This window comes from Ensifer adhaerens, assembly GCF_002940685.1.
Classification (GTDB): Bacteria; Pseudomonadota; Alphaproteobacteria; order Rhizobiales; family Rhizobiaceae; genus Ensifer; species Ensifer adhaerens_E.
In genome coordinates, this window is record NZ_PNFP01000014.1 from 55,879 (window position 1) to 73,536 (window position 17,658).

At 60.1% G+C, this 17,658-nt stretch carries 17 protein-coding genes; 12 read left to right on the plus strand and 5 right to left on the minus strand.

Annotated features, from left to right (window positions below; all coding sequences use genetic code 11):
* Position 1: 1 nt before the first annotated feature.
* From C1A35_RS24925 to C1A35_RS24935, 3 genes are all read right to left on the minus strand, one after another.
* On the minus strand, positions 2 to 490 hold the full coding sequence (locus C1A35_RS24925; RefSeq protein WP_104666955.1) for a tail fiber protein: 489 nt from the start codon (positions 488 to 490) through the stop codon (positions 2 to 4).
* A 559-nt stretch (positions 491 to 1,049) separates the two neighbouring features.
* On the minus strand, positions 1,050 to 2,531 hold the full coding sequence (locus C1A35_RS24930; protein ID WP_234822994.1) for a benzaldehyde dehydrogenase: 1,482 nt from the start codon (positions 2,529 to 2,531) through the stop codon (positions 1,050 to 1,052).
* A gap of 396 nt (positions 2,532 to 2,927) precedes the next feature.
* Complete coding sequence (locus C1A35_RS24935) at positions 2,928 to 3,824, minus strand: LysR family transcriptional regulator (protein WP_104667102.1); 897 nt, start codon at positions 3,822 to 3,824, stop codon at positions 2,928 to 2,930.
* An 83-nt stretch (positions 3,825 to 3,907) separates the two neighbouring features.
* Here C1A35_RS24935 and C1A35_RS24940 point away from each other — a divergent pair, with 83 nt between their 5' ends.
* The 5 genes from C1A35_RS24940 (at position 3,908) to C1A35_RS24960 (ending at position 9,239) form a co-directional block, all read left to right on the plus strand.
* Positions 3,908 to 5,107 (plus strand): trans-sulfuration enzyme family protein, encoded by a 1,200-nt coding sequence (locus tag C1A35_RS24940; RefSeq protein ID WP_104666957.1) that lies wholly within the window; start codon positions 3,908 to 3,910, stop codon positions 5,105 to 5,107.
* A 31-nt stretch (positions 5,108 to 5,138) separates the two neighbouring features.
* On the plus strand, positions 5,139 to 6,173 hold the full coding sequence (locus tag C1A35_RS24945; RefSeq protein ID WP_104666958.1) for a transporter substrate-binding domain-containing protein: 1,035 nt from the start codon (positions 5,139 to 5,141) through the stop codon (positions 6,171 to 6,173).
* 67 nt (positions 6,174 to 6,240) lie between these two features.
* Positions 6,241 to 7,356, plus strand: coding sequence for an amino acid ABC transporter permease (locus C1A35_RS24950; protein WP_104666959.1), 1,116 nt, complete (start codon positions 6,241 to 6,243; stop codon positions 7,354 to 7,356).
* Positions 7,357 to 7,359: 3 nt separating this feature from the next.
* Complete coding sequence (locus C1A35_RS24955; RefSeq protein ID WP_104666960.1) at positions 7,360 to 8,451, plus strand: amino acid ABC transporter permease; 1,092 nt, start codon at positions 7,360 to 7,362, stop codon at positions 8,449 to 8,451.
* Between the two features lie 11 nt (positions 8,452 to 8,462).
* Positions 8,463 to 9,239, plus strand: a complete 777-nt coding sequence (locus C1A35_RS24960; RefSeq protein WP_104666961.1) for an amino acid ABC transporter ATP-binding protein — start codon at positions 8,463 to 8,465, stop codon at positions 9,237 to 9,239.
* Positions 9,240 to 9,916: 677 nt separating this feature from the next.
* Here C1A35_RS24960 and C1A35_RS36795 read toward each other — a convergent pair.
* On the minus strand, positions 9,917 to 10,063 hold the full coding sequence (locus C1A35_RS36795; RefSeq protein WP_234822995.1) for a hypothetical protein: 147 nt from the start codon (positions 10,061 to 10,063) through the stop codon (positions 9,917 to 9,919).
* A 52-nt stretch (positions 10,064 to 10,115) separates the two neighbouring features.
* Here C1A35_RS36795 and C1A35_RS24965 point away from each other — a divergent pair, with 52 nt between their 5' ends.
* The 3 genes from C1A35_RS24965 (at position 10,116) to C1A35_RS24975 (ending at position 12,313) form a co-directional block, all read left to right on the plus strand.
* Entirely contained in the window at positions 10,116 to 10,952 is an 837-nt protein-coding gene (locus C1A35_RS24965) for an alpha/beta fold hydrolase (protein WP_234822996.1), read from the plus strand.
* A 96-nt stretch (positions 10,953 to 11,048) separates the two neighbouring features.
* On the plus strand, positions 11,049 to 11,510 hold the full coding sequence (locus C1A35_RS24970) for a Rid family hydrolase (protein ID WP_104667103.1): 462 nt from the start codon (positions 11,049 to 11,051) through the stop codon (positions 11,508 to 11,510).
* Between the two features lie 116 nt (positions 11,511 to 11,626).
* The gene (locus C1A35_RS24975; protein ID WP_199773016.1) at positions 11,627 to 12,313 is read left to right on the plus strand and encodes a gamma-glutamylcyclotransferase; all 687 of its coding nucleotides are present in this window, start codon (positions 11,627 to 11,629) and stop codon (positions 12,311 to 12,313) included.
* A 40-nt stretch (positions 12,314 to 12,353) separates the two neighbouring features.
* Here the strand turns inward: C1A35_RS24975 and C1A35_RS24980 are convergent, their stop codons facing one another.
* Entirely contained in the window at positions 12,354 to 13,253 is a 900-nt protein-coding gene (locus tag C1A35_RS24980; protein WP_104666964.1) for a LysR family transcriptional regulator, read from the minus strand.
* A 110-nt stretch (positions 13,254 to 13,363) separates the two neighbouring features.
* Between C1A35_RS24980 and C1A35_RS24985 the strand changes: the two genes are divergently transcribed.
* The 4 genes from C1A35_RS24985 (at position 13,364) to C1A35_RS25000 (ending at position 17,637) form a co-directional block, all read left to right on the plus strand.
* Positions 13,364 to 14,296, plus strand: a complete 933-nt coding sequence (locus tag C1A35_RS24985; RefSeq protein ID WP_104666965.1) for a VOC family protein — start codon at positions 13,364 to 13,366, stop codon at positions 14,294 to 14,296.
* A gap of 316 nt (positions 14,297 to 14,612) precedes the next feature.
* Positions 14,613 to 15,302 carry a hydrolase gene (locus C1A35_RS24990; protein WP_104666966.1) on the plus strand — a complete coding sequence of 230 codons (690 nt, stop codon included), beginning with the start codon at positions 14,613 to 14,615 and terminating at the stop codon, positions 15,300 to 15,302.
* Positions 15,303 to 15,367: 65 nt separating this feature from the next.
* A complete protein-coding gene (locus C1A35_RS24995) occupies positions 15,368 to 15,655 on the plus strand; it encodes a XapX domain-containing protein (protein WP_104666967.1) in 288 nt (95 codons plus the stop codon).
* Positions 15,655 to 17,637: an amidohydrolase gene (locus tag C1A35_RS25000; RefSeq protein WP_104666968.1), complete on the plus strand. Its 1,983-nt coding sequence runs from the start codon at positions 15,655 to 15,657 to the stop codon at positions 17,635 to 17,637. The genes C1A35_RS24995 and C1A35_RS25000 overlap by 1 nt, the downstream gene beginning before the upstream one ends.
* Positions 17,638 to 17,658: the final 21 nt, after the last annotated feature.

Here is a 17,658-nt window from a genome sequence, read left to right on the forward strand (position 1 = left end):
CTCACTGCGCCTTCACGATGTAGTAGACGTAGGCATTGATTGGCCGGGTCTCATTCCCGCCGGCGGGATCGGTCTGGGCTTTGCCCTGCTGCCACCAGGGGCTGCCGGCAATCTTTCCCTTGCCGTTTGGAAACATATGATATCCGTGGGTATGCGACCGGAATTGATCCTCCTGGACAGAGCCTACGCCTGTATTGGCATCGGCCGAGTTGTCCAAGCCATGGCGTGACCCGGCGTCGGGATCGCGCCCTGCACCGTCATCGACACCACGCAAAAAATAGCCGCGGAAGTCAGGAAGGCAGAAACATTTGTTTTCGTCGAACGGCCTGGAGGTGGTTGATCGACGGAACGAATGCCCGATCGCATCAAACAAAGCTTGATGCGGGGCGATTTCCAGCACCCGCCCGTCGCAATAGTACCAGCCCTGAGGCACTCGATCTTTTGATCCACACCACGCAACCACCGAGCCGACAGGAAGCTCCGCGCCCATACTCGCACCCCTCGTTGAAGTATCCCCAGAAGCATGATCTCATAAGCGCCACAGCAACTTATGCGAGATATCGCACTCATCACTACCGTGCGATAATCTGGTCGAACAGAGCCGCCGCCATAGAGTTTATAAAAGCGGTTCACGGACGCTTTAGATGGATGAAGGCGACTGAGCGAGATGATCCAAATTCAGACACGCCTTCGCCTGGGACATGGCTGATTTGAGTGCCGGCGACCCTCAAGCGGAGCCCGGGCTTGCGCATGGTCTACCGTTACCGGAGCGGCGTGCAGGATTGACAGCGCGTTAGGCCTTCAGTTGCTCAACTAGCATCCCAAGCGTTGGGTGTAGGCAAAACTTCGGGATGACCGTCAGGTTGCATCTGTCCGAGCAATGTCTCGGCGATGGACTTTCTGCACAATCAGCTCGCCGGCTCCGCTATCTGGTTCAGCAATGGCGCCCGCACCATGGCCGTCGTTTCCTCTGGTACGTCCGCAACATGGTGAAGGGGCGGATTTCTATCAGGACATCGACATCATCGCCGATCCGGCGATCTCGTACCCTAAAACGGATAGGCTGGTGGCGTGTTTTTGATCGTCAGCCATTGCCAATGAGTAAACTCGTCGATGCTGCTGGCACCGCCGATGCTGGTTCCGTTGCCTGAGGCACCGACGCCACCGAAGGGATTGACGACTTCGTCGTTTACGGTCTGATCGTTGATGTGCAAAATTCCGGTGCGAAGGCGGTCTCCGATCGCCATGGCGCGGCCGATGTCGGGCGAGATGACCGCCGCCGACAGGCCGTATTCCGTGCGGTTGGCGAGCTCCACCGCTTCGGCGTCCCCGACGAAAGGTGTAACGCAGGCAACGGGACCAAAGATTTCCTCCTCGAACGCTGCCATTCCCGGCCGGACGTCGCTCAAAACGCTGGGAGCGTAGAATAGGTCCTCGCTCGTGCCGCCGGCAGCCAGCCGCGCGCCCTGTTCGATCGACATTTTCACGACCCTGTCGATATGGTTGAGCTGATCCTTGTTAATGATTGGGCCAATAGCCACATCCGGATCGGCGGGATTTCCCACAGGCAGGCTCCTTGCTTTCTCGGCGAGGGCTTCAACAAAGGTATCAAATAGCGGAGCTTCGACCAGGATTCGCCCGGACGCCATGCAGATCTGACCCTGGTGCAACCAGGCTCCCCATGCAGCGTTCTTTACCGCGAGATCGAGATCGGCGTCCTTAAGGATGATCAGCGTGTTCTTGCCGCCAAGTTCCAACGATACCTTCTTCAGATGCCGGCTGGCGCTTTCGCCAACGAGACGGCCAGCCTTGGTCGAGCCGGTGAACTGAATCATCGCGACGTTCGGGTCGGTCACCAAAGCGGCACCCGCCTCGCCGCCACCCGGGAGAACATGAAGTAGTCCCGCCGGCAGACCTGCCCGTTCGAACAGCGCGGCAAAGACCAGGCCGCCGCAGACCGCGGTGCGCGGATCAGGTTTCAACACCACGGCGTTGCCCAGAGCCAGTGCTGGCGCAACCGCACGCATCGCAAGGTAGAGCGGAAAATTGAAAGGCGAGATGACGCCGACGACGCCATGCGGCCGGCGCCGGGCAAGACTGGTGCGGCCAGCTTCTGCCGGCAGTACCAGTCCCTGCGGTTGTGAAGCGAGCGCCGAGGCCTGATGCAGAACCTTGATGCTTAGCTGGGTTTCGAAAGCCGCTTTGCCGCGTGTCGAGCCGCTCTCTCGGACGAGCCATTCAACCACATCCGAAAAACTCCGTTCGAGCTCGGACGCTGCGTTGCGCATCAGCTTCGCACGTTCCTCGTAACTCACGCTCGCCCAGTCGCGCTGCGCCGTCACGGCCACAGCCGATGCTCGCCCGATGTCTTCAGGCCCAGCAAGGCCGATACGACCAAGCACGTTGCCGGTCGCCGGCTCCACAATGTCGCTGGCGCTTTTCGCTTCGCGCCAACCAGCAGAGTAGATCGTGCCGGAGAGACGCTCGCCGGTGATGAGCCGCGCTTCAAGGGAAGGAACTGTTGTGGTCAACGTTTTACGCCTCTTGTTCGAGTTCGTGCGGGCCGTGGCAGGCTCGCGCATTCGTGCGACCGGGATATGTTGCGTGATGAGTGTTTATCCCGAACGCCCTCCTGCGAATGGTCTTGGAGGGATGCTAGGTCGGCCCTGGTCCGTCGTCCAACACTATCCCGGTCTACTTTGATACCTTTGAGGTATCGTGTTGATGCGGCGACCTTGGATCGTGGGGCTTCGGCGCAAACGTTGCTTTTCAAGCGCGCGCTACCTTGCTTTCGTTCCCTCGCCATGAGGATTCAGCCAAAGCTTCGGTCCGAGGTGTCGTCTACCCGGTGCGAATCTCGGGCGGAAGTACGGTCGACTGGAAAGCCGATCTCTGGAAGGCGGCCTACCTTGCACCCATCTCCTAGTCTAGCTTTCGCTCGACAGAGAATTTCGCGCGGCATAGAGCTCGGCAACGAAGTCGGTAACGAGGGCGGAGTTGATGCCATCGGGTGGGCGCAAGATGAGTGCGCGGAAATGGACCGGAGGATCGAAGGGGCGGGCAACGATACCTGCGATCATGCGATCCGCAATTACGGATGGATTGACAAGGCCGATCCCCATTCCCTTTGCCGCCAGGATCGCGATCGTCAGTCCATAGGGGGTTTCGATTCTGATGTGCGGCCGCACACCATGCTCGGCGAAGATCTTGTCCATGGCGAGACGGACCGTGTCCTCGGGCGACAAGGCCAGGAAAGGCTCGTTATCAAGGTCCGACGGCGAGATCACGGACTTCCTCGCCAGCCGATGATCCCTAGGCATCACGCACACGGCGCGCGGCGTTGTAAAGACGCTGTGCAGCACGCCGCTGGTATCGACCTCATCGGCGGCGAGACCGATATCGAAGCTTCCGGATGCGACGAGGTCGCGTACGACGTTCGAGGTTCGGACCTGGTAGCTTATCCTTACCTGAGGATGTTTGCGCGCGAAGGCGACGATCGCGCGGGGCACGAGACCGTGTCCGAGCGCGGATAGGCTGGCAACGCGGACGGTGCCTGTGCCGACCTCTTTGATCTGGGCGGCGCGCAACCTCAGCCGATCGAGCCCGACAAGATTGGCCCTCACCTCTGCATGAAACAGTTCGCCCTCACGCGTCGGCACCAACCGCCCGTGGATTCTATCGAAGAGCTTGAAGCCGAGTTCGGCTTCGAGCTTGGCCAGCGAGCGGCTGATGGCTGGCTGCGACGTGTCGAGCAGGTTTGCCGCCGCACCTGCGCCACGGGTGATCATGATCGCATTGAAAACATCGATGTCGCGCAGGTTCACCGGAGGGCCACCCATATCAAAAACGAATGGAGTTTATCATTCTGGCCATGGCAGGCAATGGCTGAGAGGCTTACCGTCCATGCATGACCGAAAACGTTGACACCTCCCACGTCCATCCCCCCAAGCGCTCGAGCGAGCCCTTTCAGGCCTTGGTGATGCCCGTTGAGCGGGCTTCAACCGTCATCTTCGATGATCTGGAAGCCTTCGAACGGCGAGCTGAACGCCTCTATGACGGCTTCAGCTACGGGCTCTACGGTACGCCGACAAGCCGGCAGCTGGAGGACCACATTGCAGCACTTGAGGGGGCGACCCGAGCACTCGTCGTCTCCTCGGGCATGGCTGCCATCGCCCTTTCGACGCTTGCGGTCTGCAAAGGTGGCGATCGTGTCCTGATGCCCTGGTCCCTCTATGGACCGGCCCGAGACATGGCCGACCGGCTCCTGCGGCCGCTCGGGATCGAAGCCGTCTGTTACGATCCCAGGCTCGACGCCGGTGTCGGCCCGCTCATAGACCAGCGGACGCGTCTCGTCTGGGTCGAGTCACCCGGTTCGGCAACCTTCGAGGTTCAGGATGTTCCAGCAATCGTCGCTGCGGCCCACAGGGCAGGGGCTCTCGTCGCCGCCGACAACACCTGGGCTTCCCACGTCTTGTTCAGGCCGCTGGAACACGGCGTCGACATCGCAATGCAAGCGCTTTCCAAGCACGCCGGCGGCCACGGCGACCTGCTTATGGGTTCGGTCGCCGTGCGCGACGAAGCACTTTTCCGGCGCCTCAAGGACACCGCCCGCTTTCTCGGCTACGGCGTGTCCCCAGAGGACTGCGCGCTGTGCGAGCGCGGTCTGATGACGTTGCCCCTGCGCATGCGGCACGCTGCGGCAACGGCCGAGGCGATCATGGACTGGCTCTCAACACGCTCTGAAGTCGCGCAGATATTGCATCCTTCCCGCCGCGATCACCCTGGGCACACGGTTTGGAAACGCGACTTTGCCGGGTCTGCCGGCGTGTTCTCAATCGTGCTTAGACCAGAGTTTCAGCGCCTGCAGTCCGAAGCGCTCAGCCGAATGCGCCTGTTCAGGCTCGGCGCCAGCTGGGGAGGAGTTCATTCGCTGGTGGCCGTCAGTGATCCCAGAAAGGGCCGTACGGATCTCGAATGGCTAAGACCCGGGCCGGTGTGGCGGTTGTCCATCGGGCTCGAAACGGTCGGAGACCTCAAGGATGATCTCGCGAAGGCGTTTGAACACTTCGCAGACCATGTGCTCACGCCGGTTGCTGCGACCGAATGAACATCTCTCTTAACAAAAAAAGGGGACTGAGATGAAATGCAATTCTCTGAAGATGCTTGCGGGGGCTGTGGTCACACTTGCCGGCCTTTCATCAGGCGTTGATGACGCGGCCGCACAAGCTGTGGTGAACAAGATCAAGGAACGCGGCTACGTCAGTTGTGGCGCGAGCCAAGGCGTGCCCGGCCTCTCGCGACCGGACGAGAAGGGATACTACCGCGGCTTCGATTCCGACATCTGCCGCACGTTCGCGGTGGCCCTGCTCGGAGACAAGGACAAGATCCGCTACGTGCCGCTCACTGCCGGCCAGCGGTTTCCGGCACTTCAGACAGGCGAGATCGACATTCTGTCGCGAACCTCGACGATTACCTACAGCCGCGATGCGGTCGTGCGATTTGTCTGGATCAATCTCTACGACACCGACGGACTGCTGGTTCGCAAGGCCGACAAGATCACCGAACCGAGACTGCTCGACGGAAAAACCGTTTGCCTGCAGGGCGGCGGCTCGCTGACCGAAAAGGCGATCGAGGAAACGGAGGAAGAGTTCGGCATTGCGATGAAGAAGGTCTACTACGACTCGACGATCCAGGCGCGTGACGCCTTTTTTGGCGGGCGTTGCGATTCCTATGTCACCGACGGTACCGCTGCCGCCGGCCAGCGCGCATCCGTCGCCAAGAACCCAGCCGACTACGACATCATCAAGGTTGGTCATGCGGCAGAGCCAAATGGCGTGGCCGTTGCTCGTGGCGACGACCAACTGTTCGACGTGGTGCGCTGGACGATGAACGCTCTGTTCTGGGCTGAGGCCAACGGCATTACGTCGCAGAATATCGACGAAAAGCTCGCCTCCAGCAGCGCCGAAGTAAAGCGCGTGCTCGGAGAGGAGGCCGGTTTCGGCAAGCCGCTCGGGCTGGACGACAAGTGGGCCTACAACGTCATCAAGCAGATGGGCAACTACGCAGAGATCTGGGACAGGAACCTCGGAAAGGACAGTCCCTTGAAGGTCGAGCGCGGTTTGAACGCACTGTGGAGCGACGGCGGTCTGAACTATCCCTTCCCTTGGGAGTGAGCGGTCCTGGGGCGCGCGGCTGCGCGCCCCAACACGCTTTTGAAAACCGCGAAACTGCGAGGCCAGCATGCTGAGCGACGTCAAGACCAGATCCATTCTCATCCAAATCGTGCTGGTGGCGGCCGTCGCGGCTTTCGCCGTCTTGCTGGTTCACACGACCTTCGCCAATCTCAGAGCGCGCGGGATCCCGGTCGGGTTCGACTTCCTGGCGATGCCGTCGAGGATCGTGATTTCCGAGGCGATCCTCACCTACAAGTCCCGGGACCCCTACTATTGGGCGATCGCCGTTGGGCTTGCCAACACGATCTTCCTTTCAACGCTCGTCATCGTCTTTTCATCGATCCTCGGGCTGATCGTCGGCATAGCGCGCCTCAGCAGCAATCCGCTTGCTTCCGGGACGTGCCGGGTCTGGGTGGAGCTTGCCCGCAATTCTCCACCGATCGTCCTGTTGATTTTTCTTTATTCGCTTTGGTGGAAGGTTCTGCCGCCGGTCGGAGAGGCGCTCAACCCGCTACCGGGAGTTTACGCCTCCATGCGCGGGTTCGTGGTCCCGGACGTCAGCGTCAATCTCAGCACGGCAGGGCTGCTTACGGCGATCGCGCTTCTGGTGCTGGGCATGTCAAGTCTGCTTGTGTTGAGGAACATGATTTCGCGCCTCGCGCTCGCACCGGCCGGCCTCTTTTTGGTTGTCGTCGCGCTATGGGTTGCAGACATTCGATTTGACGTTGAATGGCCGACCTTTACCGGATCGAACTTCTCGGGCGGCAACGAGTTGACCCCGGAGCTCAGCACGATCCTCATCGGGCTTACGATTTATACGACAGGCTTCATCGCCGAGATTGTGCGCGGCGGCATACTGTCGGTCGGCCGCGGTCAGTGGGATGCCGGCCATTCGCTCGGCCTGTCGCGCGGGAAGATCCTGCGCCTGGTCGTCATCCCGCAGATGCTTCGGGTGATCCTGCCGCCGCTCAACAGCCAGTACATCAACGTCGTCAAGAATTCGACGCTGGCGATCGCGGTCGGCTATCCGGATTTCCTGGCGGTGATGAACACCATTATCAGCAAATCCAGCCACTCGATCGAGGGCGTCTTCATCATCCTCGGCGTCTATCTGCTTCTCAATCTCACCCTGTCGAGCGCGGCCAACTGGTACAACCGCCGCATTTCCATCGTGGAGCGCTGAACCATGAAAGCCTTGTCCCTCCCCATGCCCGCAGAAGCCCTGCCGCGCCGCGTTCGTTTCACCGCGCTGCTGCGATTGGGAAAACTTCTGTTTGGTACGCCGCTTAACGGCCTTCTGACGGTGCTCTTCGGCGCAATGCTTGTCGTCACGGTACCCCCCATGTTGCGCTGGCTGATCATCGATGCCGTGCTTTTTGATCCGGATCCAGATGCCTGCCGGGAAGCGGTCGGGGCCTGCTGGAGCTTTGTCTACGCAAAGTCCGGCCAGCTCCTGTTCGGTATCTATCCGCTCGCCGAACGTTGGCGTCCGGCGATTGTCTGCCTGGTCATCCTGGCTCTGCTCGGGTGGTCGGTGCGGCCGGCAAGCTGGACGGCGCGGCTCCTCGCGCTCTGGATCGCAACACTCGCATTCATCGTCTGGCTGATGGGCGGTGGTTTCGGGCTTGCCGAGGTGCCGACCGCATCGTGGGGTGGGCTTCCGGTGACGCTCATCCTGACGGTGGTGGCGATCGGCATCGCCTTCCCGGTCGGAATCCTGCTGGCCCTTGCCAGACGATCGACCATGCCGGCTGTGCGTATTGGCGCAGTGGTTCTGATCGAGTCCGTTCGAGGTTTGCCGCTCCTGTCGATCCTTTTCGTGGCATCGATCATGATGCCCCTGTTCCTGCCGGAGGCGCTGCTGCCGGACAAATTCGTCCGCGCTCTGGTTGCGCTTACGATTTTCGCGGCTGCCTATCTCGCCGAGGTCATCCGCGGTGGGCTCCAGGCCATCTCGAAGGGCCAGTATGAAGCGGCAGCGGCACTTGGTTTGCCCTTCTGGCCGATGCAATATCTCATAATCCTGCCGCAGGCGATCCGTGTCGTCATTCCCGCCCTCGCCAACACCGTCATCGTCATGATCAAGAACACGAGCCTGGTCCTGGTGGTCGGCCTGTTTGACCTGATTAGTTCCGGCAAGGCCGCACTCGCCGATCCAGAATGGCCGTCGCCGGCAGCCGAAACCTTTCTTTTCATCGGCGCGATCTTCTTTGCGCTTTCGTTCTCCTTCGCCCGCTTCGCCGACTTTCTAGAGCGGCGCGGCCCGGTTTCTCACTGAGGGACATCGTCATGAGCGCTTCCCCTGCCTCAATTCCTGCGCCGTTTGCGGATCCAACGATCGCCATCGAGATGAGCGAAATGAACAAATGGTATGGTGCATTCCACGTCCTGCGCGACATCGATCTGACAGTGCGGCGCGGAGAGCGGCTGGTCATCTGCGGCCCTTCCGGATCTGGCAAGTCCACCATGATCCGGTGCATCAACCGGTTGGAGGAACATCAGAGAGGTCGGATCGTTGTCGATGGGGTCGAACTCACCAACGATCTCAAAAGGATCGAGGAGATCCGCCGCGATGTCGGCATGGTGTTCCAGCACTTCAACCTGTTTCCGCACCTGACGATCCTGGAAAACCTCACACTGGCGCCGATCTGGGTGCGCAGGATGCCGCGACGTGAAGCCGAAGAGAACGCCATGTTCTATCTTGAGCGCGTGAGGATCCCGGACCAGGCGGGTAAGTATCCGGGGCAACTGTCGGGGGGCCAGCAGCAGCGCGTGGCGATCGCCCGCTCGCTCTGCATGAACCCGAAAATCATGCTCTTTGACGAGCCGACCTCGGCGCTCGATCCGGAAATGGTCAAGGAGGTGCTTGAAACCATGGTCTCGCTCGCCGAGGAAGGAATGACAATGTTGTGCGTGACCCACGAAATGGGCTTTGCGCGTCAGGTCGCCGACCGCGTCGTCTTCATGGATCACGGTCAGATCATCGAAGAGGCCCATCCCGACGAATTCTTCAAAAACCCGCGCCACGACCGTACCCGGTTGTTCCTCAACCAGATCCTGAACTAGAGGCCCTTGACCCGAGAGAGCGACGCTCCCACACGCAAGTCTTCTTCGCTGCCTTCATCATTGCGCCGCTTCGAAAGTTTGACGACAATCATCCATGATATCCGGCTTAAAATGCTCCGCACTCCACGCGTGCAAAACAAGGCTGGCGTGTACATGGCTGCAGTCGCAGCGCGTACCGTGCTCATCGGACCCCGCCCATAGCTTGGTATGAGTTGGTAAGAGGTTGTTGCGCGTGTGGACATTCAACGGTCGCGAAGCGCCTTAATTTTATTGCAAGCATAATCGTTGCAGAAGTCCGCATAATTTACCGAGCGGACTCTGCACCAGCGTGAGCAACGGCCATCGCTCTGCTTCGCATTCAGCTCCGCGCATTGGCAGAGGTGTAAAGTAAAGCCCTGCCTTTTCAGAGCTTTTTGATGGAATTCCTTACCTGCTGGGCGGCCTTTGACAGGCCATCCTCTCGCTCGACCAGTTGAATCCTGCTCGTGGGATGGGCGAAGAAGAAAGCGTTTGCCTCGGCTTGAGCATTCAGAAACTGGGCTGATGGGGCCGTAGCGTGACGAAATGTTGAGGAACCATCGGGATCGTCAACAACCGCCACCATTTCAGATACCGCAATAAAATCGAAACTATTGGCGCAATTGTGAGCGCCCCACGCTTGCGGCACTATCAGGCCGTCAGACGAATTCAGTGTCGCCTGATGCCTCAAAGAAGAAGCCGCAGGCAACCGAAATGACCCAGACCTTTTCTTCCATGACACGCAGGAGCGCACTCATTTCCGCCGGTGCCGCCGTCGCAGCCATGGCGATTTCGCCGTCTCTCAATCTAGCAGCCGAGACTGTATCAGCATCCAGCTCAACCGAAGGAACCAAGACAATGGCATTTGTAACCACCAAGGACGGCGTCGAAATATTCTACAAGGACTGGGGTCCGAAGGACGCTCAGCCGATCGTCTTCCACCACGGTTGGCCGCTGTCGTCGGACGATTGGGATGCGCAGATGCTGTTTTTCCTGTCGAAGGGTTATCGCGTCGTCGCCCATGACCGCCGTGGTCACGGACGTTCCGCCCAGGTTTCCGACGGCCATGATATGGATCACTACGCCGCGGATGCCTTCGCCGTCGTCGAGGCGCTCGATCTTAAGAATGCCGTCCACATCGGTCACTCCACCGGCGGCGGTGAAGTCGCCCGCTACGTTGCCAAGCACGGCCAGCCGTCGGGCCGCGTCGCCAAGGCGGTTCTCGTCTCCGCAGTTCCGCCACTGATGCTGAAAACCGAAGCCAACCCGGAAGGCCTGCCGATCGAAGTGTTCGACGGTTTCCGTTCGGCGCTTGCCGCCAATCGCGCGCAGTTCTTCCGTGACGTTCCGGCAGGCCCATTCTACGGTTTCAACCGTGATGGTGCCACAGTCCAGGAAGGCGTAATCCAGAATTGGTGGCGCCAGGGCATGATGGGCGGCGCGAAGGCCCATTACGACGGCATCAAGGCCTTCTCCGAAACCGACCAGACGGTAGACCTGAAGGCGATCACCGTGCCGACGCTGGTCCTACACGGAGAGGACGACCAGATCGTGCCGATCGCAGACTCCGCACTGAAGTCTTCCAAGCTCCTTAAGAACGGCACGCTCAAGACCTATCCCGGCTTCTCGCACGGCATGCTGACCGTCAACGCCGATGTCCTGAATGCCGATCTCCTTGCCTTCGTGAAGGCCTGATCGGTCCGGCGGCGGGTGCTTCCTCCCACGCATCCGTCGCCTCCATGAACCACAAGTGCCTACTCGGCACGCCATCATTCAATGAACGGATCCATCATGACGAAGAGCAACCACCCGTCCAAGAAAGTTGAGAACCATGGCGTCGCCTGGGAGCGTGCCTTCGGATACGTTCAGGCCGTGCAGGTCAAGGACACGATCTATGTCTCGGGCCAGTTGAGCCACGATGACCAAGGCAATCTCGTCGCTCCGGCGGAACTCGATGAGAATAGGCGTCCTTCGGACTTCTCGCAGATGGAGAGCCAAATCCGCCAGACCTACGTCAACGCAAAGACCTTGCTCGCCAGATATGGCGCGACCCTTGACGATGTCGTTGAAGAGACACTGTACGTGCTGGATGTTCCTAGCGCGTTTGCGGCCGCATCCAAGGTCCGCAAGGAAATGTATGGCACGGATGTGCCTCAGTGCGCCAGCAACCTCATCGGGGTCTCCGCGCTGGCTTTCCCCGAGCAGATCGTCGAAATCACCTTCCGGGCAATCATCAACGGGCCTGCTCATTGATCGGGCGGCCACCACTCCATTAACTGCCTGAGGCGATGGGCCTGCGGCGGCAAACTCGTTGAACGGTTCACACGATGTCAAAGGCACCGTCCGCCAAGGCGCCCGCACCTGCTACCATGGAACTTACCCCGGACCTCGTCGCCACGACCATCAGAATTGTCGAAGACGAGGGACCGGAACCCAATTGGAATCCGATCTCGCCCGAGCAGCTCGACGACCTCGTCAGCAGGGTTGAGGAAGAGGCTGGTGGCGAGGAGATATGGGTGTTCGCGTACGGATCCTTGATGTGGAACCCGGGCTTCGAGGTGGCCGCCAGCGAAGAGGCGGTCGCTTACGGCTGGCACCGTGCATTCTCGTTGAGGATTGAGCGGCTCAGGGCCACCTCCGACGCGCCCGGTCTCATGCTCGCGCTTCGGCCAGGAGGAAGCTGTTCGGGTCTGATCCTCAAGCTTCCGTGCACTACCAAGAGGGAAAATCTGCGTACTCTTCTGGCACGAGAGATTCGGTATGCCGAAGTGTGCGACATGGTGCGTTGGGTTGCGGTCAAGACACTGACGGGTGTGCGACGGGCGCTGACGTTCTGGGCGAGCGGCAGGCAATCTCCGCTCACGCAGAAGATCCCCCTCGAAGAGGCGGCAGGGTTGATCGCCCAGGCATGTGGGCCTGCCGGATCTTGCGCGGAATACCTGCATCGGACGGTTTCAGATCTGGCGGATCGCAAAATCTACGATCGAAACCTGTGGCAGCTCCAGCAAATAGTCGCAGCTAGGCTTCGAGCACTCCAACAGCATGATCGCACCTGAAACGGGTGTGCCAGATCATGGTGAAGGGCATTTGCGTGCGTCAGTCCAACATGACCATCTTTGCCGCGACCTGCTCCTCGAAGAACTTGGAGAATGACGCAATCCTTGGCGGGAGGGCTTGGTAGGGCGGGTAGAACAACGTCAACCACAGGTCCGGCGGCGCCCATCCCTTGAAGACGTGGACAAGGCGACCGCTAGTGATGTGATCGGCGATGTTGAATCCTGGAAGCAGTGCGACACCCGCGCCGTCGGCGGCCATGTCCGCCAGAACCTCTCCGCTGTTCGCGCTGAAGGCTCGGCCTGCCGAAATCGTGATGCTTGACCCACCGTCCGACAGCACCCAGTTCTCGCGCCGGCTTTCGCCGCTGTATGCGAGGCAGTCGTCGGGCTTCAGTTCGTTCGGGTGCTGCATGTCGGCGAATCTGCTTCCCGGAGCGGCGACCAGGATGCGCGGCACCACCCGGATCTTCCTCCAGATCGTGAACTTGTCCGAAGGCTGCGACGAGATGCGGATCGCCAGATCATAGTCGTCGTCGACGATGTTCACCAATCCATCGGACAGGGAGATCTCGAAGCTCATCTTCGGATAGCGTTCCTTGAACCCAGACAGGATCGGCGGCAGCACCGTCTTGCCGAACCACGTCGGCGCACTGATACGCAGCCGCCCCTCGTCCGCCTTGTGCGCGTTCATTACTTCGCGCCGCGCGTCCTCCAGAGTCTTGACCGCTGGCTGGATTTGCGCCGCAAAGATTGCGCCGTCGGTTGTCAGCGATACCTGTCTCGTCGTGCGAACGAAGAGCTGGACGCCGAGTTCCGCCTCGAGTGCGGCGATTGCCCGTGTGACGGCTGCTGGCGTCATGTCCAGTTCGCGGGCGACCTGGGCAAAATTCCGCTTCTCAGCGGCGAGCAGAAAGGTTCGGAGAGCTTTGTAGTCGTTCATCGCATTGTTTCATAAATTGCAATTCAGTCAAAAGGAATATTGCAATTCCGAGCGGTGAGCAACGGGTCTACACTCTTATCAACACCGGAACACAATCGAGAGGATTCAAGATGATCAAGGACATCAAGGGACTGCACCACGTGACTTCGATGGCATCGGACGCGCGGCAGAACAACCGCTTCTTCACCGACACGCTTGGTCTTCGTCGTGTCAAGCAGACTGTTAACTTCGACGACCCGAGCGTCTATCACCTCTACTATGGTGACGAGACGGGCTCGGCCGGAACGGTGATGACCTACTTCCCGTTCCCGAACATGATGCTCGGCCGCCCCGGTGTCGGTGAAGTCGGCGAGACCCAGTTCTCCGTTCCCGAGGGATCGCTGAAGTTCTGGCAGGATCGCTTCACCACACAAGGCGTGGACGGTCTGGAACGCGACACTGTCTTCGGTGTCGACCGACTCCGCTTCATGGGACCGGACGGCGACAGCTTTGCGCTTATCGAGTCCGCAGACGACAAGCGTGCTCCTTGGCTGTCAGATGGAATTCCAGATGATGCGGCCATCCGCGGTTTCGCAGGCGCACGCTTCAGCCTGCACGACACCGCTGCAACGGAAGAACTGCTCGGCTTCATGGGCTACGAGCGCGCCGAGAAGGAGGGCGACGTTGTACGCTTCATCATACCGGGCGGTAACGGAGCGGACACGATCGATCTAATGGCATTGCCAAAGACACCGTTCGCGCGACAGGGTGCAGGTTCAGTGCACCATATCGCTTTCGCCGTTGACAACCGCGAGAAGCAGCTCGAGGTGCGCAAGGCGCTGATGGACACCGGCTATCAAGTCACCCCCGTCATCGACCGCGATTATTTCTGGGCCATCTACTTCCGCACGCCTGGCGGTATCCTCTTCGAGGTCGCCACAAACGAGCCCGGATTCAACCGCGACGAGGATACGGCCCATCTCGGGGAAGCCCTTAAGCTTCCGGTCAGATACGAAGAATACCGCGAACAGATTCAGGCAAGTCTCGTGCCGTTGGCGGCATAAGCAGCAGTCACCGAAAGTTTGGAATGACAGCGCCGTGATCCGAAAGGATCGCGGCGTTCTTCCGTTTCCAACGTGCTCTCCGACCAATGATTATTTCAAATGACGCAATTCAATCGAAAGTCTTATTGCAATTCCTCGGATGGTGACGGCGCGATAAGTTTGTTTTCAGCAGCCAAGACGACGAGTGCACCGGCCCGGAACGGAGCCAGCAACACTCAAAGATTTGAAGGACGAGTGTCTCTCGAGGGCGTCCGATCGACGGCTGCTGACCATTTTCTGGCACCGCACGCGGGCCGCAACCGAAGAGGAATGAACCATGTCCAAGCTTGAAGTCCTGACCCCGGCGAACAGCCAGCTCATCTTCATCGACCAGCAGCCGCAGATGGCCTTTGGTGTCCAATCGATCGACCGCCAGACGCTGAAGAACAACGTCGTCGGCCTCGCCAGGGCCGCCAAGATCTTCAATATTCCGACCACGATCACCACGGTCGAGACGCAATCCTTCTCTGGAAACACCTTTCCCGAGCTGCTTGCCGTTTTCCCGGAGAACGACCTTCTCGAGCGCACCTCGATGAACTCCTGGGACGACCAGAACGTCCGTGACGCTCTGGCGAAGAATGCCTCCAGTGGACGGAAGAAGATCGTCGTCTCCGGTCTCTGGACCGAGGTCTGCAACACCACGTTTGCTCTTTCCGCTCTCCGTGATGTTCCGGAATACGAGATCTACATGGTCGCCGATGCTTCCGGCGGCACTTCCGCCGACGCGCACAAATACGCGATGGACCGAATGGTGCAGGCAGGCGTGATCCCGGTCACCTGGCAGCAAGTCCTGCTCGAATGGCAGCGCGATTGGGCGCGGAAGGAAACCTACGATGCGGTCACCACGCTGGTGAAGGAGCATTCCGGCGCGTACGGCATGGGCATCGACTACGCCTACACAATGGTTCACGGCGCAGAGGAACGCGTCAAGCACGGCAAGCGCATCGGCCCGAACCCCGCAAAGTAAGGGCTCGATCAGGCCGCTCCGATAACCCCGTCGGCGCGGCTTTTTCTGCAACCGGAGAACATTCCATGAAAGTCTATCTCCTATCACTTGGCGCAGGCCTGCTCGTCGGCATCGTCTACAGTCTGCTCAATGTCCGATCACCCGCACCACCTGTCATTGCCCTGGTCGGCCTTCTCGGCATTCTGGTCGGCGAGCAGATCCTCCCGCTCGCAAAGTCGCTTTGGACAAAGGAGCCGGCGGCCATTTCCTGGATCCACCAGATCAAGCCGCACGTGTTCGGCCACCTGCCGAAGGGCACCGATCGTGTTGAGATTGCCCATCAGGCGAAGGTGAATGCCGAGGAACGGAGCTGATGACGACGCGTCGATCCTTTCTTGGAGGCGCATCGAGTCTGGCGTTCTCGAACCTCTTCTCCCCGGCAAAAGCCGCCAATCCCAACCCGACCGGAGTAGACACCATGCATCCCGACCTGATCCTCCACAATGGCCGCGTGACGACCCTTGACCGGACCAATCCGAATGCGACGGCGATCGCCATCAAGGACGGGCTGTTTCTGGAAGTCGGATCCGACAGCGAAATCATCGCACTCGCAGGTTCCAACACCAGGGTCGTCGATCTCAAGGGCAAGCGCGTCCTGCCCGGTCTCATTGACAACCACACCCACGTCGTGCGCGGTGGCCTGAACTACAACATGGAACTGCGCTGGGACGGCGTGCGCTCGCTCGCCGACGCAATGGATATGCTGAAGCGGCAGGTGGCCATCACGCCTGCGCCGCAATGGGTGCGCGTGGTCGGCGGCTTCACCGAACACCAGTTCGCCGAAAAACGCCTTCCCACCATCGAGGAAATCAACACAGTCGCGCCCGACACGCCTGTCTTCCTACTTCATCTCTATGACCGCGCGCTGCTCAACGGCGCCGCTCTTCGTGCCGTCGGATACACCCGCGATACGCCGAACCCGCCTGGTGGGGAGATCACCCGTGATGCCATTGGGAACCCTACAGGCATGCTTCTCGCCAAGCCGAATGCGGGTATTCTGTATTCGACACTTGCGAAGGGTCCGAAGCTTCCTCTCGACTATCAGATCAACTCGACCCGCCACTTCATGCGCGAACTCAATCGCCTCGGTGTGACAGGTGTCATCGATGCAGGCGGCGGCTTCCAGAACTATCCCGACGATTATGAAGTCATCCAGAAGCTTTCAGACGAGGGCCAGATGACGGTGCGGCTGGCCTACAACCTCTTCACCCAGAAGCCGAAGGAAGAGAAGCAGGACTTCCTGAACTGGACGCAGTCAGTCAAATACAAGCAGGGCAATGACTACTTCCGTCATAACGGTGCTGGAGAGATGCTCGTCTTCTCGGCTGCCGACTTCGAGGATTTCCGCCAGCCGCGTCCGGAGATGGCCCCGGAAATGGAAGGCGAGCTTGAAGAGGTCGTCCGGGTCCTGGCGGAAAACCGCTGGCCCTGGCGTCTGCATGCCACCTACGACGAGACGATCTCTCGCGCCCTCGATGTGTTCGAGGAGGTCAACAAGGACATTCCGCTCGAAGGGCTGAACTGGTTCTTCGACCATGCCGAAACCATCTCGGACCGCTCTATCGACCGTATCGCCGCACTCGGCGGTGGCATCGCCACGCAGCACCGCATGGCCTACCAGGGCGAATACTTCGTTGAGCGGTACGGTCATGGCGTGGCCGAGGCAACGCCGCCGATCCGCCGCATGCTCGACAAGGGCGTCAACGTCTCGGCCGGCACAGACGCCACCCGCGTCGCCTCTTACAATCCTTGGGTTTCGTTGTCGTGGATGGTGACCGGCAAGACGGTCGGCGGCATGCAGCTCTACCCGCGCGCCAACTGCCTCGACCGTGAAACCGCGCTGCGGATGTGGACCGAGAAGGTCACCTGGTTCTCCAATGAGGAAGGCAAGAAGGGCCGCATCGAGAAAGGGCAGTTCGCCGACCTCGTGGTGCCGGACAAGGACTTCTTCTCCTGCGCCGAGGACGAGATCTCCTTCCTAGTATCGGAGCTGACCATGGTCGGCGGCAAGATCGTCTATGGCGCGGGCGACTTTGAGACACTGGACGAGAACGACATCCCGCCCGCGATGCCCGACTGGTCGCCTGTCCGCAAATTCGGCGGCTATGCCGCCTGGGGTGAACCGGAAGGGGCAGGCGCTCGTTCCCTGCGCCGCACCGCGATCTCCGCATGCGGATGTGCGAGCGATTGCGGCGTTCACGGCCATGACCACGCCGGAGCCTGGACATCCAAGCTGCCGATCGCCGATCTCAAAGGTTTCTTCGGCGCTCTCGGCTGCTCGTGCTGGGCGGTCTGAACAAACTTCAGTTCGGGTGAG